This is a genomic window from Undibacterium sp. TJN19 (assembly GCF_049339485.1).
Taxonomy (GTDB): Bacteria; Pseudomonadota; Gammaproteobacteria; order Burkholderiales; family Burkholderiaceae_D; genus Undibacterium.
Window position 1 is genome coordinate 320,917 of the sequence record NZ_JBMPPL010000003.1, and the last position, 18,045, is coordinate 338,961.

Sequence of the window (18,045 nt, forward strand, 5' to 3'; positions counted from 1 at the left end):
TCCTTTGTTTTTGAAAATACGACCAAAAACTCAATTAGAGTATGTTTTAGCCTGAATTTGATTAATTTAATTTGCCTATGAGTTTTGTTCCACCTGATCACCGTACGCAGTACCCAGTCATACCGACATGGCTGGTGTGGTGTCTGGCCATTTTTTTTGTCGCCTATGGCTTGGGTAGCTATCCTATTTTGGATAACAACGAGGGGTTGTACGCCGAAATTCCAAGAGAAATGCTGGCTTCTGGTGACTGGACGTACTGGATTATTCCGCATTTGAATGGTCTGGCCTATATGGAAAAGCCGCCACTTTTATATTGGCTGACGGCTATTTCATTTGCACTGTTCGGCGAGCATGAATGGGCCGCACGCCTCGTGCCTGCCAGCTCTGCATTGGCGTGTGTAGGCATGATGTTGTGGTTTGGTCGCCAGATCGGGCGTATTTCAGCAGCAAGGCTGGCCGCCATCATTTTTATCAGTGGGGTAGGCGTGATCGCTATGTCACGTACCCTGATGTTTGATATGCTGTTGACCGCATTTTTGTCGGGCGCGCTGATGTGTGGGTACCTGTTCAACACCACACAAGACAAAAAGAAGCTGTACTGGTCAGTGACTTTGCTGGCTTTTGCTTTGCTGGCAAAGGGTTTTGTTGCCATCATCCTGTTCTGTGCAGTGACGCTTGCCTACCTTATTCTGTTATCTGCCTCAATTGGCGATTTTTTCAAACGACTAGGTGCCTGGTTTAGCTGGAGGGCTCTGGGCTTATTCTTCCTGATCGCTGCCCCCTGGCATGTTGCAGCCATTCTGACAGAGCCTATTTTTGCCTGGTTCTATTTTGTGAATGAGCATGTGTTGCGTTTTCTGGGGAAGAGGGAACCACATGACTACTATGCGGGTGCCTGGTGGTATTACCTGCCGAGAATGATCATTTACTTATTCCCTTGGTCATTTTTTCTGCCATTGCTCATTTTGGTCAAATCTGTGCAGCAATCTGCAAAGTCCCTGCATTTTTTTATGACGTCCGCCTGGTTAATTCCTGTATTGTTCTTTTCACTTTCCAGTGCAAAGGCCAATTATTACCTTGTGGTTGTGATGCCGCTGGCAGCAATGCAACTGGCAATTGCGCTGGAGGATAGGGGTTTTGGTCAGCGCTGGGCAAGGTTGCTCATCGGCCTGGTATTGACGGGCTTGTTGGCGGCTCTTGCCTGGTGGTTCAAAGGGGCAGAATATTCATGGATATCCGCCCTGTCGATCTATTCATTTGATGGGCCAGGCTTTTTACAGATTTGCCTGATCAGCATGACAGTGATCTGTGCTCTTGTTTCTTTTGTTGTATGGCGATATCCGCAATGGGGTATTTTGCCTTTTGCCAGTCTGCCGGTCGCCATTTTATTCACATTGCTATCAGTTTTGCAATTCTCTGGTAACTGGACATCTACCTTGCCCCTGGTTCAGCATTTGCAAACGGACACCAGTGGTCGCGAAGTGTTCCTTTATAAAGTGTTTGAGAATCAATCTTCCTTGCCTTTTTATCTAAAGCAAGTGGTACGTGTGGCAGATAGTCGCAGCAGCGATTTATTTTGGGGTAATAAGCTGCACAGAAACAATATTGTTCTTTCTGACACAGGTTTTGATAAAGTTTCTGATCAGGAAAAAATCAGCCTGATTGTGCTTGATCAGGATTTAAGCGGTTTTGCAAATGAGCGGTACGCGCATAAGTTCACCAGTAGCAAAAAAATTGGCCACAGCACTTTATTCCTGAACTGAGTCTTGCCAGGTCAATGTGATCTGGCTGCGCAATTTCTTCCAGCTGACGTTTGGAGCCAGCTTGGGCATCAAGGTATAATCTGGGTTTCTGATCCAACCAGCAAATGTGCATGGCAAAATTGTGCATATTGCCTCAACTACCTCGCTCACCATGTTGATATTGCCAGGCTCTAATGCCTTGTCTGCCTTTCGTACTTCCGGTCTTCTCTCCCGCTTGCAGTCAGTTGATGCCGGTATTGTTGGCGTTACCGGTCGCTATATCCATTTCGTCGATACCGCTGTCGAACTAAAATCTGAAGACGCAAGCCGCCTGGATTCACTACTGGTTTACGGTGATGCCTTTTCTGGTAATGACGATGGCGACGTGTTTGTTGTCATCCCGCGATTTGGCACGATTTCGCCATGGGCGAGCAAGGCGACTGATATTGCCCATAACTGCGGCATGGCGGATATCCGCCGTATAGAGCGCGGTATTAGTTATCGCGTACAGGTGAAGACCGGCTTGCTGGGTGGCACAAAAAAACTTGCAGAAGCCAGTCGCGACGCGGTTGCAGCGCTGTTGCATGACAGGATGACAGAAATGGTGCTGGCCGATGCCGCTCAGGCAAAGGATCTGTTTTCTGAGCTGACTGCCAAAAATCTTGAGCACATTGATGTATTGGTGGGTGGGAAAACCGCTTTGCTGAATGCCAACACCGAATTGGGTTTGGCGCTGTCAGATGATGAAATTGATTATCTGGTCACGGCATTCACCAATGCCAAACGCAATCCTACGGATGTGGAGTTGATGATGTTTGCCCAGGCAAACAGCGAACATTGCCGTCACAAAATATTCAATGCAGACTGGACAATCGATGGACTGAAACAGGATAAATCCCTGTTCCAGATGATCAAGAATACCCATGAGTTGCAACCCAAAGGCACGATCGTTGCCTACAGCGATAATTCTTCCATCATGGAAGGTGCAATGGTGACGCGGTTTTATCCACGTGGCAGCGCCAATGGCAATGTTTATCAGGCCAGCGAAGAATTGACTCATACCCTGATGAAGGTGGAAACGCATAATCATCCAACAGCTATCTCACCTTTCCCAGGTGCTTCTACTGGTGCGGGTGGTGAAATCCGCGATGAAGGTGCAACTGGTCGTGGTGCCAGGCCAAAGGCTGGCCTGACTGGCTTCACGGTATCAAACCTGGCCTTGCCCGATGCGCCGCAAGCCTGGGAAAATGCCACAGACAGCTTGCAAGGCCAGCACGAATCGCATGTATATGGCAAACCTGACCGCATTGCCTCTGCACTGCAAATCATGCTGGAAGGGCCGATCGGTGGTGCGGCATTCAATAACGAATTTGGCCGTCCAAATCTGGGCGGGTATTTCCGTACTTTTGAGCAAAATGTCGGTGGCACGGTTTATGGTTATCACAAGCCCATCATGATTGCTGGTGGCTTGGGTAATATTTCAGATAAACATACGAAGAAAAACGATTTGCCGGTTGGTAGCCTGTTGATACAGCTGGGTGGCCCGGGCATGCGCATCGGTATGGGCGGCAGTGCGGCATCATCAATGGCGACAGGCACGAATACAGCCGATCTCGATTTTGATTCAGTACAGCGCGGCAATCCGGAAATGGAACGCCGTGCCCAGGAAGTGATTAACTCATGCTGGCAAATGGGTGACGACAATCCGATTTTGTCGATTCATGACGTGGGGGCCGGTGGCTTGTCCAATGCTTTCCCTGAAATCACCAATGATGCCAAACGCGGTGCCTTGTTCGACTTGCGCAAAGTGCCCCTCGAAGAAAGCGGCATGGCACCAAAAGAAATCTGGAGCAATGAATCGCAAGAGCGCTACGTGCTCGGCATTGCACCAGAAAGCCTGGAATTGTTCCGTCATTTCTGTGAGCGTGAACGTTGCCCGTTTGCTGTTGTTGGTACAGCGACTGAAGAGCGTCAACTGCGCGTGATCGATCCGCAAAATGAGACAACACCGGTAGATATGCCTATGGATGTATTGCTGGGTAAACCACCCAAAATGCATCGCGATGTGACGCATGTAACGCAAACGTTTCCAGCAATCGACCTGACAGGCATGGATTTGAGCGAAGTTGGTAAGCGCATTTTGAGCTTGCCTACAGTTGCCGATAAATCATTTTTGATCACCATCGGTGACCGCACCGTTGGTGCCACATCTGTACGTGATCAGATGGTAGGCCCCTGGCAAGTGCCGGTAGCCGATTGTGCTGTGACAACCATGAGTCTGGAAGGTTATCTGGGCGAAGCCATGTCCATGGGCGAGCGTACGCCGTTGGCGATCATTGATGCAGCTGCCTCAGGCCGCATGGCTGTGGGCGAGGCGATTACCAATATTGCAGCGGCAGCCATCAAGGATATCTCTGATATCAAATTGTCTGCCAACTGGATGGCTGCCTGTGGCCAGCCCGGTCAGGATGCTGCGTTGTTCGATACTGTTAAAGCCATAGGTATGGAATTATGCCCGGCCCTGGGTATCAGCATCCCGGTCGGTAAGGATTCCTTGTCCATGCGGACTACCTGGAAAGATGCTGATCAGAATAAATCGGTCACATCACCAGTCTCGCTCATCATTTCAGCATTTGCGCCTGTACATGATGTGCGCCAGACATTGACGCCGCAAATTCGTCTCGATCAGGGGGATACCAGCCTGATACTGATCGACCTTGGTCGTGGTAAGAACCGCCTGGGGGCATCCTGCTTCGCGCAAGTCATGCAGCAACTGGGTAATGATGCCCCAGATGTAGACAGTGCTGAAGACCTGAAAGCCTTTTTCGCCGCGATCCAGCAATTGAATCATGAGGGTAAGCTGCTGGCGTATCATGACCGTTCAGATGGCGGCTTGTATGCCACGCTGTGTGAAATGGCCTTTGCCGGTCGCGCTGGCCTGGCTGTGAACCTTGATATTCTGACCATGGAAAGCGAGCATGCAGCTGACCAGGGAGACGCCAAAAACTGGGCCAGCCAGGTGGCTGAGCGCCGTAATGATCTGACTTTGCGCGCCTTGTTCAATGAAGAACTAGGCGCCGTCATCCAGGTGCGTACTGAACAGCGTTCTGCCGTCATGGATGTCTTGCGTGCACATAATCTGGGTGCTTGCAGCCATATTATCGGCAAACCAAATAATGGCGACGTCATTGAATTTGCACGTGACGCCAAGCAGATTTACGCTCAACCCCGCAGTGTCCTGCACCAGTTGTGGAGCAAAACCAGCTGGCAGATTGCCCGTTTGCGCGATAACCCAGCCTGCGCAGATGCAGAATATGCGCGCATACTGGATGTCAATGATCCTGGTATGCAACCCAAGATCAGTTTTGATCAGCAGCAAGACGTCGCCGCACCTTTCATAGCGACAGGCGCACGACCCAGGGTGGCTATCTTGCGTGAGCAGGGTGTAAATTCCCATATCGAAACTGCCTATGTCATGCACAGGGCTGGATTTGAAGCGGTCGATGTTCACATGAGTGACCTGATTGCCGGCCGTGCCAGTCTGGCAGATTTCAAAGGGTTGATTGCGGTTGGTGGTTTCTCCTACGGTGACGTGCTGGGCGCTGGTGAAGGCTGGGCCAAAACCATCTTGTTCAATACCATGATGTCTGATCAGTTTGCCCAATTCTTCCACCGTGGCGACACGTTTGGGCTGGGTATCTGTAATGGTTGTCAGATGGTGAGTAATCTGAAATCCATTATTCCCGGTGCAGATGCCTGGCCAAAATTCACCAAAAATAAATCAGAGCAATTCGAAGGTCGTTTTGCCATGGTTGAGGTGATGGATTCGGCTTCCATCTTCTTCCAGGGGATGGCTGGCACACAGGCACCGATAGCGATTGCACATGGTGAGGGATACGCAGACTTTTCTACTACTGGTGATATTGGTAAAGCGCAAGTTGCCATGCGCTTCGTCAACAATGCTGGTCAGGCAAGCGAAGCCTACCCTTACAATCCAAATGGTTCGCCACAAGGTATAACCTCAGTCACTAATGCTGACGGCCGCTTTACCGTGCTGATGCCGCATGCTGAAAGGGTATTCCGTTCCGTGCTGAACTCCTGGCATCCCGATGCCTGGGGTGAAGACTCCCCATGGATGAGAATGTTCCGTAATGCCCGTGTCTGGATCGGCTGATCCTGATACTGGGGCGAGGTTTCACACTTCAAAAAAACCTCATGAAGTGTGAAACCTGATGGCCAGAAATTTGCAGGCGTCTCTCCAATATCGCACTTGTCGCAGCTTCAATCGCTATTGTATGAATTTTTGTTGATTGCTGGAATTTTTGTTGCGCCAGATAGGGGTTTCCTTATACTGAAATACTCAAGGATATTTTTTTGATAGATGCGACGCCTGATTTTTCTTGCCCTGGCCTTTAGTCTGCATGCTTCTGCGCAGGCAGTGGAACGGGTGCGTGCGTGTGGTGGTGACAGCAATTGGCCGCCGATGTCGTATGTCAAGTCAGCAGGGGCAGCAGTAGAGGGATTATCCGCCGATGTCTTGAGAAGTATTTTTGCTGATCCCAAGATAGAGCTGCGTCCCTGGGCACGCTGCCTGGCAGAAGTGCAGGCAAGGGAAGGTTTTGATGTCGTCATGTCTGTCTTCAGGACGCCAGAGCGTGAAAAAGTGTATTTCTTTTCACGAAGCTATCACAGCCTTGCACCATCTTATCTCTATGCGTCTTCACGTTTTCAGGCGCCACCCCTGCAAATGTTAACGGACCTTGAAAAATACAAGGTTTGCTCATTGCATGGTGCGTCCACGTTTTATACCAAATTGCCGCCGTCAGTCATTGAAAGCGGTGCCACCAGTTATACCAGCCTGTTGCGAAAAATTGAACGTGGTCATTGCGATATCATCGTCGACATGCAGGAGGTATTATGGGGCTTCGCCAGGTTGGGCTTGCTCCCACTTGACATGAATGCGTACAAGATAGTGAATTTACCTCAGACAGAGCGATATGCATTGCATTTTGGTATCAGCAAGCAGCATCCACAGGCGCAGCAATTGTTGGATCAGATTGATAGAGGTCTGGCAGAGTTGCAGCGCAGTGGCAAACTGGCTGCCATCATCAGCAAATACCAATAGCCAGATTGCCAATGGCATCTAACCAGCTTGCGTGAGCTGGCAGATTATTTATGATGGTTTATTTTTGCCGGGATAGCTGTGGATTGAGAGCGTAAACGCAAAAAGAGGCGCATCAGCGCCTCTTTTTATCATTCCATCCAGATTACTGGATTTTTGCTTTTTTAACCAGTGCTTGCTGGAAAGCCTGTACACGTTGCTGTTGCAAGCCGTCTACGATTTGTGGCTTCACTTCTTCCAGTGTAGGGAATTTAGCTGCGCGTACGTCATCAAGTTTGATAACGTGGTAGCCAAATTGTGTTTTCACTGGTGTTTCTGTGAACTGGCCTTTTTGCAGGGCCGTCATGGCTGCAGAAAAAGCTGGGTCCCAGGTTGCAGGAGATGCCCAATCCAGATCGCCGCCTTTGGAAGCAGAGCCCGCATCTTTGGATTGTTTTGCCAGTTCTTCGAATTTCGCGCCAGCTTTCAGTTTGGAAATGATCGCTTTTGCTTCATCTTCTTTTTCTACCAGGATATGGTAGGCATGGTATTCCTTGTCGCCAGCTTGTGCTTTTGCCTTGTCGTACTCAGCTTGCACTTCAGCGTCGGAAACCGGGTTTTTCTTGACGTGTTCTATCATCAGGGCGCGAATCAACAAAGACTGGCGTGCGATTTCCAGCTGGTTTTTTACCTCTGGATTTGCGGCTACTCCGGATTTCTCAGCTTCCTGCATCAACACTTCACGATTGATCAGTTCTTGCTTTACCATCGCGCGCAATTGCGGGGTGTCTTGTTGTCCTTGCGTTGCCAATTGCTTGACCATCGCATCAACACGGCTCGATGGAATAGCTTTGCCGTTAACGACGGCTAAATTCTGTGCCATTGCAGGCAGGGCAGTTGCAAGAAGAACTACCAGCAAATGAGCAGGTTTAAAATTCATTGTCTGTTCCTAAATAACAAAATAAAAAAAACGGATTATAGATAAACTGCTTAGGTCGGTATCTCTGACGGACTCAAGGCCACAATGTTCAGTGCATGAATTTCCGTTTGCATCATATCGCCAACGGCATCATACACTAGTCGATGGCGAGTAACGCGGTTTAAGCCCTCAAATTGCTGACAAACTATTCTTACACTGTAATGACCAGCGCCACCGGCAGCGCCAGCATGGCCCCTGTGTGCCTCGGAATCATCTTTTAATAGACACTCCTGTGGCTGCAAGGTTTCCGAAAGACGTTCTAATATTTGCTGATAGCGATTCATCAGACTGGTTCTTCCATATATTTTGCCAAAAACAGGCTTTGAATCACCACAAATGCGGGCATTATAGCTACAACTGCAATTAATTTGAAATTTGCCCAGGTATCTGTCGAAAAATTAAATGCTACATACAGATTAATGAAGCCCATGAGTATGAAAAAAACAATCCAGGCATAGCTGAGCTTGGCCCAAACTGTTTCTGGTAGTTTGATTTGTGACCCCATCGCTGCCTGGATGAGATTGGATTTGAACGCGAATTGCGCCAAAGCAAAAGCACCAGCGTAGCACCAATACAATACTGTAGGCTTCCACTTGATGAACGCTTCACTCTGAAAGTACAAGGTGGCACCGCCAAATACCATAATGATAATGAAGGAGATCCAAAGCATGGCATCCACTTTTCTTCTGCGTAACAGCAGATACCCAATCTGGCAGCTTGAAGCCGCCAGGGTAATCACTGTCGCCAGAAGAATAGGAGCCAGTGTCAAACTGGTAACGCCACCAGAAACGATGCCGGAAAAATACTCGGATATCAGAGACTGTGCTGTTGCAGCGTTTTTCTCTCCCCATTTGAAGGTGAGGAAAAACAAGATAACCGGGAACGTATCAAAAAGAAATTTCATTTACAGACAATTTAAGTTGCAGGTTCAAATTTTAAGGAGGCGGAATTAATGCAATAGCGCAACCTTGTCGGCGGTGGTCCGTCTGGAAATACATGCCCAAGGTGAGCGTCGCAGATATTACACAATATCTCGGTGCGCGTCATGCCATGAGATGTATCAATTTTCTCACGTACATTTGCCGGGTCTATCGCTTTGAAATAACTGGGCCAGCCACAGCCAGAGTCAAATTTGGCATCAGACGTAAAAAGCGGCGTATTGCAGCAGGTGCAAATATAGGTGCCGACCTCATGGTGGTCCCAGTATTTACCAGTAAAAGCGCGTTCCGTGGCAGCGTGCCTGGTCACTTCGTATTCCATTGCGCTTAACTGCGCTTTCCATTCTGCATCGGGCTTGACAACTTTTTTCATAATTCTTTGTCCTTTCAGGATGAACAACTGACTTCTATGTGCCTGGCCCAGTCCGGGGGCAGATCGGCATAACTTTCATGCTCTGTTTGCTCGTCAAACGGCTTTTCAAGGATTTTAAGTAGTTTTGCCACTTCAGAAAAATCCTTGTTCTGGGCTTTTTCTATCGCCGCCTGTGCCAGGTAATTTCTTAATATGTATTTGGGATTGACTGCCAGCATCTTTGTCTGGCGCTCAATGTCTGTCTTGAATTCCCTTGTCAGACGTGCGCGATAATTTACCAACCATTGGTCCAAAGCTAGCCGGTCAATGAAAAGATCGCGCAAGTCTTCATCTTTAGTCGTGGTTTGATTCGAAAGCTTACTTAAATAGCGAAAACTCAGGGTAAAGTCGGCTTGATTGCTCTGCATTAAGGCAAAAAAGTCTGCGAATAGCGCGAGATCAGTTTCCTCTTCCATTTCGAGCCCAAACTTTTGGCGCATCAGCGCTTGCCATTTTTTGTTATAGCTTGCAGGATAATGCGACAGGGCAAAATTGGTTTCGTCGGCACTGCCAATGAGCGGGGAGAGTGCCTGTGCCAGTGCCTGACAATTCCAGTTACCGATTGCAGGTTGCATGCGGTAAGAATAGCGGCCCTGCTGATCGGTGTGGTTACAGATATGTTTTTCGTCATAGGCTTCCATGAAGCCGAAAGGACCATAGTCAAGAGTCAGCCCGATAATCGACATATTGTCGGTATTCATGACACCATGCATGAAGCCGACTGCCTGCCATTGCGCCATCAATTCGGCGGTACGTATTGTTACTTCAGTCAGTAACGCCTGGTATTTGTTGGCTTGGTCCAGTAGCTCGGGAAAAGAATTTTCAATGACAAAATCGGCTAGCAAGCGCAAATCATCTATCTGATCGTTGTAATACCAATGCTCAAACGAGCCAAAGCGTACAAAACTGAGGGCTATGCGGGTTACCACGGCACTGGTTTCAGGTGTTTCACGAAAGACCATTTGATCTGAACCTATCACACACAATGCGCGTGAAGTCGGTATGCCCAGACCAGCCATGGCTTCTGAGCATAGAAATTCGCGTATTGATGAACGTAATACGGCACGCCCGTCACCCATGCGGGAATACGGCGTCGGGCCAGACCCTTTAAGCTGGATTTCCTGATGGGTGGCAACATTGCTCAGGCCACCCAGGAGCAATGCTCTGCCATCGCCCAATTGTCCGGCCCAGACACCAAACTGGTGGCCAGAATAAACGGCTGCCAGCGGTTTGCTGCCAGGAATTAACTGGTTACCAGAGAAATAAGAGAGAAATTCAGGTGCGCCCAGGCAGGCTGCATCCAGGTTCAGGCATGCTGCTGCCGATAGACTGGCAGCAACCAGGTAGGGGGCACTGATAGGGCTTGCAGAGACGTGCGTAAAAAAATGCGGAGGCAGGTTTGAAAACTTATTCTCCAGCATCAATTCTTGCAGGGAGAGTGGGGGATTTACTGATGTCATGACATGCCAATGGTATTTGATGTGCCTGATATGCCGTATGTTTCATGCGGCATCACTGGCTATAAAAGAATAAACGCATTTTGACAGATCTGGTCAAAATGCGTTTATGGTGAAACTTTCAGGCTGAATAGTGTAAAACTGTTGTGACTACAGCATCAGGCAGAAATACGTTCACGTGTCTTGCAGCCATCAATCAGGAAAGACAAACTGATTACCAGGACCAACTCACCTTCTGCAGAACGGGCGGTGCCGGTAATGCCTGGCGTGCTGATGCAAGTCAATGGTTTGATCACCAGATCGGCAGTGCCATCCACTGAATCTACTGACAGAATGTAAGGGCTGGGTGCAGCAATGACGATCCCTACACGTTCTGATGCTGGTGTGTAACCAAGTATCTTGCCCAGCGATTTGACTGGTAAAGGTCGCCCCAGATCACGCAGAACAGGTTGCCCGCCTACGCTTTCAAAGGTTTCCGGCAATTCCACAACACGCTGTACTGTTGCCATTGGCAGGGCCAGTGAGGCACCATCGGTACGAACCAGCATGGTTGGTACAATGGATAGTTCGATTGGCAGGCGAATCAGGAAGGTCGTGCCCGTGCCCAGTTGAGATGCAATGCGGATTGCGCCGCGATGACGTTCTACTGCGGTTTTCACCACATCCATGCCTACGCCACGTCCTGAAACACTGGAGGCGACTTCCTTGGTTGAAAAGCCGGGCAAGAAAACCAGCTGGAAAGCCTCATCATCGGTGCGTGCATCGTGGGCATTAATCAAGCCTTTGGAAATGGCTTTTTCACGCAGTTTCTGCGAATCCATACCCTTGCCATCATCGGTGACTTCAATCATGACACTACTGGCTTCCTGCCAGGCTTTGAGTGAGATGGTCGCGCGTGGTACCTTGTTGGCATTGATGCGCTCTTCCGCAGTCTCAATGCCATGATCGAGCGCGTTACGCAGCATATGCACCAAAGGGTCATACAGGCTGTCAACCACGACACGGTCAACCTCGGTTTCTGCGCCGGCAATGTTCAGATCAACTTCTTTGCCCAGGTCACGTGCCAATTCCCTGATCAGGCGCGGGAATTTCTGGAACAGGCGGCCAACTGGCTGCATGCGTGTTGCCAGCGTGGCCCGTTGCAACTCGGTAGAGTAGCGCGATGCACGGGTCAGGGTTTCAGTCAGTGCCGACATTAACGGCGCTGCCTGGCCATCGAATTTGAATTGAGCGAGTTTTTCCAGTAATACGGCGGCCTGATTTGCGGCCTGTACAGATTCGCCGGCGACTTCCAGCAGTACGTTGAGCTTCACCGCATCAATGCGTATGCTTTCTTCCTTGGCCGGCGCATTTTGCTTGATCTCGGCATTGGAAAGTGAAGACTTGACTGCTTCGTGTTCTTCTCGTTGTGTGGCAACCTTTGTTTCGGCTTCAGCAGTTTCTTCAACTTCTTCCGGCGCTGCTACTGTTGCTGTTTCGGGCAAAGTGCCTTCCGGTGTGATGGCGCGGAAATAGCTTTCCCAATCCAGCTCACCATTCTTGCTGCTGGGTTCTGGGCCGGCTGCAACCGGTTTCTTTTCAACGGGTTTTGGCGCATCTTCGACTTTTGCTTTTGCAGGAGCCGCTTTTTTGCTCGCCCCCTTCATTTCTATGGCATCGGTCAACATTTTTTCGAGCGACTTGGGCATCGTCGAAAGTTTGTCCGGTTCTGTGCCATTGTTAAGCGCGGTCAACTGGTCTGCAACGAATCCGCTGGCTTCCAGTGCGGCTTCAATCGCCTCGGGCGTTACCGGCACCTGGCCGGTACGCAAGGCGTCAAATAAGTTTTCTGTCAGGTGGCAGGCCGACACCATTGCGCTCAAATTCATGAAGCCAGCACCACCCTTGATCGTATGGAACGATCGAAAGACAGCGTTCAGCGTGTTCATGTCGCCGGGATTGCGCTCGAGCGAAAGCAAATGTTCTTCTACATTAGTCGCCAGATCGAGCGCCTCGACGACAAATTCTTTGAGCATGTCATCCATCAGAAACCCAGACTATCAAGTAGGTTGTCTACATCGTCCTGTTCCAGTGCCGCATTCGGGACGGAAGGGCCTTCCATCAATTCAACAGCTTTTTCTTTCAGATTGCTTGGTGCATTATCGAGCAGGATTTGAGCCAGTTCATGCTCAACAGCCTTGTTGATTGCCACGACTTTTTTAATCAGCTGGCCGGTCAGATCCTGGAAATCCTGCGCCATCATGATGTCAAGCAAGCGAGCTTTTTCTGCGTCGGTTGCTGTCAGTACGGCATTGGCAAAGGTTTTGGAATCAGTTGCCAGCGTTTTGAATTCATCCACGCTAAGTTTGCCACCGAACATATCTGTCCAGCGCGCATCCATGGATTTCGCTTTTTTAGCCAGTTCATCCTGTTCCGGTAAGCCGACGTCAGTGGCGTTCAGTACTTTGTTGGCAGCCTGTTCGGTCAGTGATGCAACGTACTCAAGCCTGTCCTGGGCATCGGCGATTTGTACAGCAACGTCTGACAGCGAACGGTCATAGCCCAATTCGCGCATGGAATCATGCAGCATCCTGACCAGTCCACCCAGTCGGTCAAATATGGGTTTGGCTGAAGCTTCGTCGTTACTGTGGAAATTAAACTTTGCAGGAGGTGCTTCTGGAACTGAGGCCAGCGCGCTTGTCCCACCTGAAGAAGAGGGTTCGGAAGTAGGGGCCGTTACGTTTGTTTCCAGACGCTGATTGGCCATTTCTTCGAACAATGCGTCCAGATCATCTGCTGAATCGGTCATAGTCCTTTGTTCTCCATAATCGCATTGATTCTTGTGTAATCTTCACAAATATCATGGTGTGTCAGCGAGAGTATGCAGAAATAATTCTGAGCGTTGCTGCCATTCAGATTTTAATTTTCCGCATGGACTCCGGTGGTTTTACCAGATTCTCTTTCAAGGGAATTTGGTTATTGTTTTCGTGCACAAACGAGACTGCTTTTTTCTCACATCATAGTAGCAGGACATTACCGAAGAATAACTCAGAGTAATAAAATTTGTCATGCTTTTGTTTGGGTCAATGTAGTTTTGTCACATTCTTTTACGTAAGCTTGCAAATATTGTTCAGGTGTCTCAATCCGGAACATGCCGGCATGTTTCATTTTGCGGGCAAGTTTGAGTAATGCCTTATCCTTGGTGATCAGTGCTTCAACCTGCGTATCCCTGGCAATTTCCAGAAATTTCTGATCGTCCTTGTCACTGCATACAGGTAATTTGTAGGACGAGTGATCGGTTGGATTCACGCAAGTGATATAGGTATCAAATGCCATCGCAATGGTTTCGTAGTCATCCATATTGACTGGCAGGTGAGGGTATTTGAGCACTGCCAGCCATTCATCTCTGCAATCGCTTCTGGTCACTGCCTGAATGTGACCATTTTTCAGGTCTTCCATTAAAACTGACCATCTTGGATCCTTGAAAACAAACAGATCTAGGCAGACATTCGTGTCAAGAACGACACGCTTAGGTATGATGTGCGTCATTTTTCTTAAGTTAAATTAATTTATGCTCATTGTATTATCTCCCGCCAAAAGCCTAGATTTTGAAACTAAAGTCAAAACAAAGATATTGACTACGCCAGACTTTTTGGACGAGGCCGAAGAACTGATAGAAATTGCCCGCGAATACACCCCGGATGCTTTGAGTAAATTGATGGATATATCCCCTGCGCTGGCACAGCTCAATGCAGCAAGATTTGCTACATGGGGAAAAAATCCAGGCGTTTCTACTGTCAGGCAGGCCGTGTTTGCCTTCAATGGTGATGTCTATGAAGGCTTGGATGCTGATACCTTAACAGCGTCACAATTAAAATATCTGCAAAACCATGTGCGCATATTGTCGGGTTTGTATGGCTTATTGCGACCTATGGATAGTTTTCAGGCTTATCGCCTGGAGATGGGGACGGCACTGGCTAATCCCCGCGGCAAGAATCTGTATGCATTTTGGGGTGAGAAAATAAGTTTACGCTTGAATGATGCAATTCAACAACAAAAAACCAAAGTATTGGTCAATCTGGCATCAGATGAGTATTTTAAGGCGGTTCGCCCAGCCTTACTGGATGCAACTATTATCACGCCAGTGTTCCAGGACTGGAAAAATGGCAAATATAAAATTATTTCGTTCTTTGCCAAGCGTGCCCGTGGACTAATGGCAAGGTATTGTGCGCAAAATGGCCTGCGCAGTGCCAAGGACTTAAAGGCATTCTCTGAAGAGGGTTATGCATACTGTGCGGAAGAATCAACCAGGGATACTTGGGTATTTCGCAGAAATATCGAGACAATCTGAAAAAAAGCCTCTGGGATGACCGGAGGCTTGATTTAGTGATCAAGTGGAACTTCAGCTATTGAAGTTTCACTTATAACAGGTTTACCAAAATTTCCACCAGGCATCGCGGCCACGGTTTTTACCTTTCGTGAAATCGCTTTCCGGGAAATTTTTCACAAATACGCGGTTGGCGTCATCGCGCAGCTCAGTCATCCCCATGGCGTCATATGAACGTACCAGGATGTACATCGCTTCTTCAATCGATGGTGCGTCCGGATATTCCTTGATGGCGGCCTGGGCGCGGTTAGCGGATGCCAGATAGGCACCGCGACGCAGGTAATAGCGTGCAACGTGTACGTCATACTGCGCCAGGGCATTGACCAGATACTTCATGCGCAAGATGGCATCGGGTGTATATTTGCTGTCCGGGAATTGTATTGCCAATTGTTTAAAGGCATCAAATGAATCACGGGACGCTTTTGGATCGCGTTCTGTAATATCCTGATTGGCGAGGAAATTAAATAAACCCAGTTGATCATTGAAGTTGATCACACCACGTAGATAATACATATAGTCAACGTGACTGTGATTCGGATGGAGCTTGATAAAACGTTCGACCGCTGCCAGAGCCTGTACCTGATCACCCTGTTTGTAATAAGCGTAGGCAGTTTCAATCTGCGCTTGTTGTGCATAAGTGCCGAAAGGGAAGCGAGATTCCAGCTTTTCAAAGTACTGAATTGCCTTTTCATAGCTTCCACTAGACATTTCGTCTTTTGCTTCAGCGTATAATTTTGATGCTGACCAGGTTCTGGTCTCATCGCCTTTTTCGCCAAACACCCCGCAGCCGCTTAAACTTAACGACGCGGCCATAGCCAGAACCAGCAATTTCAAAGATTTAATGTGCATAAATTTGTGCGTGAGCATGAAAACAATTTACGGATTATAGCCGATGGCAAAAAATGTGAAACCAACTACTACAGTGATTTTGTCAGATTCTGACCTGGATACCGATTTTGAGGGGCTTGCCGAGACTGAAGAGGTCGATGAAGATTTTTCGTCTGCAGTCGAAAATATTGAATTAAAACTCACATCTGAAGTCTGCGGCGAGCGTTTGGACAAGACTTTGTCCAAACTGGTTCCCCAATATTCGCGCAGCCGCATCTCGCAATGGATAGAAGACGGGTTTGTCAGCGTTGATGGCAAGCCTGGTCGTGGCAAGATGACCATGCTGGGTGATGAAAAGATACTCATCCAGCCCCAGGCTGCCCCAAATGAAGGTGCATATTCACCTGAAGAGATTGCTCTTGATGTTGTTTTTGAGGACGAAGACCTGCTGGTAATCAACAAACCAGCCGGTATGGTGGTGCATCCCGGCGCAGGAAACTGGACTGGCACGCTGCTAAACGGCCTGTTATTTCGCTGGCCTGCCTTGCAGGGTGTTCCACGCGCCGGTATCGTTCACAGACTGGACAAGGACACCTCTGGCCTGATGGTGGTAGCCAAAACCCTCATGGCGCATACAGAACTGGTACGTCAATTGCAGGACCGTACCGTAAAACGAGAATATAACGCCTTGGTCTGGGGCACACCCAAGCCCTCAGGTACCGTCGATGCGCCTATGGCAAGGCATCCGCGTGACCGTATCAAGATGAGTGTTTCACAAAGTGTGCTTGCCAAGCCCGCCGTCACACATTTTCAGCGTATTGGTGCAGGCATGCTTGAAAAGTTTCCAGTTTGCCTGCTCGCCTGCCAACTGGAAACCGGGCGCACCCATCAGATCCGTGTGCACATGCTGTCCCTGGGGTTTCCACTGGTGGGTGACCCTCTGTATGGCAAGCAGCATCTGGCCCGTTTTTTCCCCCGCCAGGCTTTGCAAGCCAGGAAATTAGGGCTGAACCACCCCAAAACTGGTGAGCATGTCGAATGGCAAGTAGATTTGGCCGATGACTTCAAGGAGTTGCTGGGCCAGGCGGGAATTAACCTGGCATGACGCCTGAACGCAATATCTGGTCGCAAACCTTGCCTTTCCCCGTACTACTGCCCGACTGGTCGGGCTTGCCGGCGCATGTCCGTGCTTTTACCACTGTCAGACAGGGTGGTGAAAGCCTGGGCACCTATGGCGCTCTTGAGGGCAATGGGGGCTTTAATTTGGGTGATCATGTTGGTGATGACCAGATTGCCGTTGCCAGCAATAGGGATCAACTCAATCGACAATTTTCTTCGGATGTCATATTCTTATCACAAGTACATGGCAATATAGTACTTGATGATTTGACTGTGTCGGCGGGTGCCTGTGCTGATGCTGTCGTTAGCCAGCAAGCTAATGCCATATGTGCTGTGCTGACTGCGGATTGCTTGCCGGTTTTGTTCACCGATACTGCGGGTAAAGTAGTTGGGGCAGCGCATGCCGGCTGGCGTGGCCTTGCGGCGGGGGTATTACAAAACACTGTCAACAAAATGCGTGCAGCCGGTGCCGGAGAAATTATTGCCTGGATGGGGCCGGCGATAGGCCCGGACCAGTTTGAGGTGGGTGAGGATGTGTTGACGGCATTTTCTGCGCAAATAGAGAATGTGGAGATTTACTTCAGGCCCAAAGACGGCAGCGGCGAGGCGGGCAAATACCTGGCAAATATTTACGGCTTGGCGAGAAAATTGCTAAATGCTGTCGGTGTCAGCGAGATAAGTGGAGGCAATCGCTGTACGGTGACTGAATCAAGCTGTTTTTATTCTTACCGGCGTGACGGCGTTACCGGCAGAATGGCAAGTCTGATCTGGATCGCAGGCGATTAAGGCAGGTTTTCTGGTTCGCTGGTATTGGTTGAAGCCGTCGTTGGCACCATTTGTTTTTGCAGTGCAGCTTGTTTTTCCATCCTTTCCCGCTTGCGTTGTGGTGCGCGCATCAGGTATAAAACTATTGTTAAAGGAAAAACGCAGTACAGCAAAAAAGTCATTATTCCGGCAATGACTGAATACTCGGTAATGGACATCATCAAAACGACATAGATCCAGGCGATTGCAACAATATACATAAAAACCTTATTCCTGAGTTATACCTGAGGCTTTGCGAAATTGCCTCGGGAATGAGGCAATTTAATCATATGAAAGCT

General features: G+C 49.0%; 16 protein-coding genes. 6 read left to right on the forward strand and 10 right to left on the reverse strand.

Annotated features, from left to right (window positions below):
• Positions 1-77 precede the first annotated feature (77 nt).
• The 3 genes from ACO0LH_RS12835 (at position 78) to ACO0LH_RS12845 (ending at position 6,867) form a co-directional block, all read left to right on the forward strand.
• A complete protein-coding gene (locus tag ACO0LH_RS12835; protein WP_422941478.1) occupies positions 78-1,763 on the forward strand; it encodes an ArnT family glycosyltransferase in 1,686 nt (561 codons plus the stop codon).
• Positions 1,764-1,914: 151 nt separating this feature from the next.
• On the forward strand, positions 1,915-5,916 hold the full coding sequence (gene purL / locus ACO0LH_RS12840) for a phosphoribosylformylglycinamidine synthase (protein ID WP_422941479.1): 4,002 nt from the start codon (positions 1,915-1,917) through the stop codon (positions 5,914-5,916).
• 207 nt (positions 5,917-6,123) lie between these two features.
• Positions 6,124-6,867: a substrate-binding periplasmic protein gene (locus tag ACO0LH_RS12845; protein WP_422941480.1), complete on the forward strand. Its 744-nt coding sequence runs from the start codon at positions 6,124-6,126 to the stop codon at positions 6,865-6,867.
• A 142-nt stretch (positions 6,868-7,009) separates the two neighbouring features.
• Here ACO0LH_RS12845 and ACO0LH_RS12850 read toward each other — a convergent pair whose 3' ends face one another.
• The 8 genes from ACO0LH_RS12850 to ACO0LH_RS12885 all read right to left on the reverse strand — a co-directional run bounded on the left by ACO0LH_RS12850 (position 7,010) and on the right by ACO0LH_RS12885 (position 14,157).
• Entirely contained in the window at positions 7,010-7,783 is a 774-nt protein-coding gene (locus tag ACO0LH_RS12850; RefSeq protein WP_422941481.1) for a peptidyl-prolyl cis-trans isomerase, read from the reverse strand.
• Between the two features lie 50 nt (positions 7,784-7,833).
• Positions 7,834-8,106, reverse strand: a complete 273-nt coding sequence (locus tag ACO0LH_RS12855; protein WP_422941482.1) for a BolA family protein — start codon at positions 8,104-8,106, stop codon at positions 7,834-7,836.
• A complete protein-coding gene (locus tag ACO0LH_RS12860) occupies positions 8,106-8,726 on the reverse strand; it encodes a septation protein A (RefSeq protein WP_422941483.1) in 621 nt (206 codons plus the stop codon). The genes ACO0LH_RS12855 and ACO0LH_RS12860 overlap by 1 nt, the downstream gene beginning before the upstream one ends.
• Before the next feature lie 11 nt (positions 8,727-8,737).
• Entirely contained in the window at positions 8,738-9,136 is a 399-nt protein-coding gene (gene msrB / locus ACO0LH_RS12865) for a peptide-methionine (R)-S-oxide reductase MsrB (protein ID WP_422941607.1), read from the reverse strand.
• Positions 9,137-9,147: 11 nt separating this feature from the next.
• Positions 9,148-10,632 (reverse strand): protein adenylyltransferase SelO, encoded by a 1,485-nt coding sequence (locus tag ACO0LH_RS12870; RefSeq protein WP_422941484.1) that lies wholly within the window; start codon positions 10,630-10,632, stop codon positions 9,148-9,150.
• Between the two features lie 155 nt (positions 10,633-10,787).
• Positions 10,788-12,653, reverse strand: a complete 1,866-nt coding sequence (locus ACO0LH_RS12875) for a chemotaxis protein CheA (RefSeq protein ID WP_422941485.1) — start codon at positions 12,651-12,653, stop codon at positions 10,788-10,790.
• On the reverse strand, positions 12,653-13,417 hold the full coding sequence (locus tag ACO0LH_RS12880) for a protein phosphatase CheZ (protein ID WP_422941486.1): 765 nt from the start codon (positions 13,415-13,417) through the stop codon (positions 12,653-12,655). Before ACO0LH_RS12880 ends, ACO0LH_RS12875 begins: the two co-directional genes overlap by 1 nt.
• A 257-nt stretch (positions 13,418-13,674) precedes the next feature.
• Positions 13,675-14,157, reverse strand: a complete 483-nt coding sequence (locus ACO0LH_RS12885; protein ID WP_422941487.1) for a putative toxin-antitoxin system toxin component, PIN family — start codon at positions 14,155-14,157, stop codon at positions 13,675-13,677.
• 22 nt (positions 14,158-14,179) lie between these two features.
• On the opposite strand from ACO0LH_RS12885, the gene yaaA reads away from it, so the two are divergent.
• On the forward strand, positions 14,180-14,959 hold the full coding sequence (gene yaaA / locus ACO0LH_RS12890) for a peroxide stress protein YaaA (RefSeq protein ID WP_422941488.1): 780 nt from the start codon (positions 14,180-14,182) through the stop codon (positions 14,957-14,959).
• Positions 14,960-15,040: 81 nt separating this feature from the next.
• Here yaaA and ACO0LH_RS12895 read toward each other — a convergent pair whose 3' ends face one another.
• Positions 15,041-15,844, reverse strand: a complete 804-nt coding sequence (locus tag ACO0LH_RS12895) for an outer membrane protein assembly factor BamD (protein WP_422941489.1) — start codon at positions 15,842-15,844, stop codon at positions 15,041-15,043.
• Positions 15,845-15,887: 43 nt separating this feature from the next.
• On the opposite strand from ACO0LH_RS12895, the gene ACO0LH_RS12900 reads away from it, so the two are divergent.
• The gene (locus ACO0LH_RS12900; RefSeq protein WP_422941490.1) at positions 15,888-16,928 is read left to right on the forward strand and encodes an RluA family pseudouridine synthase; all 1,041 of its coding nucleotides are present in this window, start codon (positions 15,888-15,890) and stop codon (positions 16,926-16,928) included.
• Positions 16,925-17,728, forward strand: a complete 804-nt coding sequence (pgeF, locus tag ACO0LH_RS12905; protein ID WP_422941491.1) for a peptidoglycan editing factor PgeF — start codon at positions 16,925-16,927, stop codon at positions 17,726-17,728. Before ACO0LH_RS12900 ends, pgeF begins: the two co-directional genes overlap by 4 nt.
• On the opposite strand, the gene ACO0LH_RS12910 is transcribed toward pgeF, so the two are convergent.
• Positions 17,725-17,967, reverse strand: coding sequence for a hypothetical protein (locus ACO0LH_RS12910; RefSeq protein ID WP_422941492.1), 243 nt, complete (start codon positions 17,965-17,967; stop codon positions 17,725-17,727). The genes pgeF and ACO0LH_RS12910 overlap by 4 nt on opposite strands.
• Between the last annotated feature and the right edge of the window lie 78 nt (positions 17,968-18,045).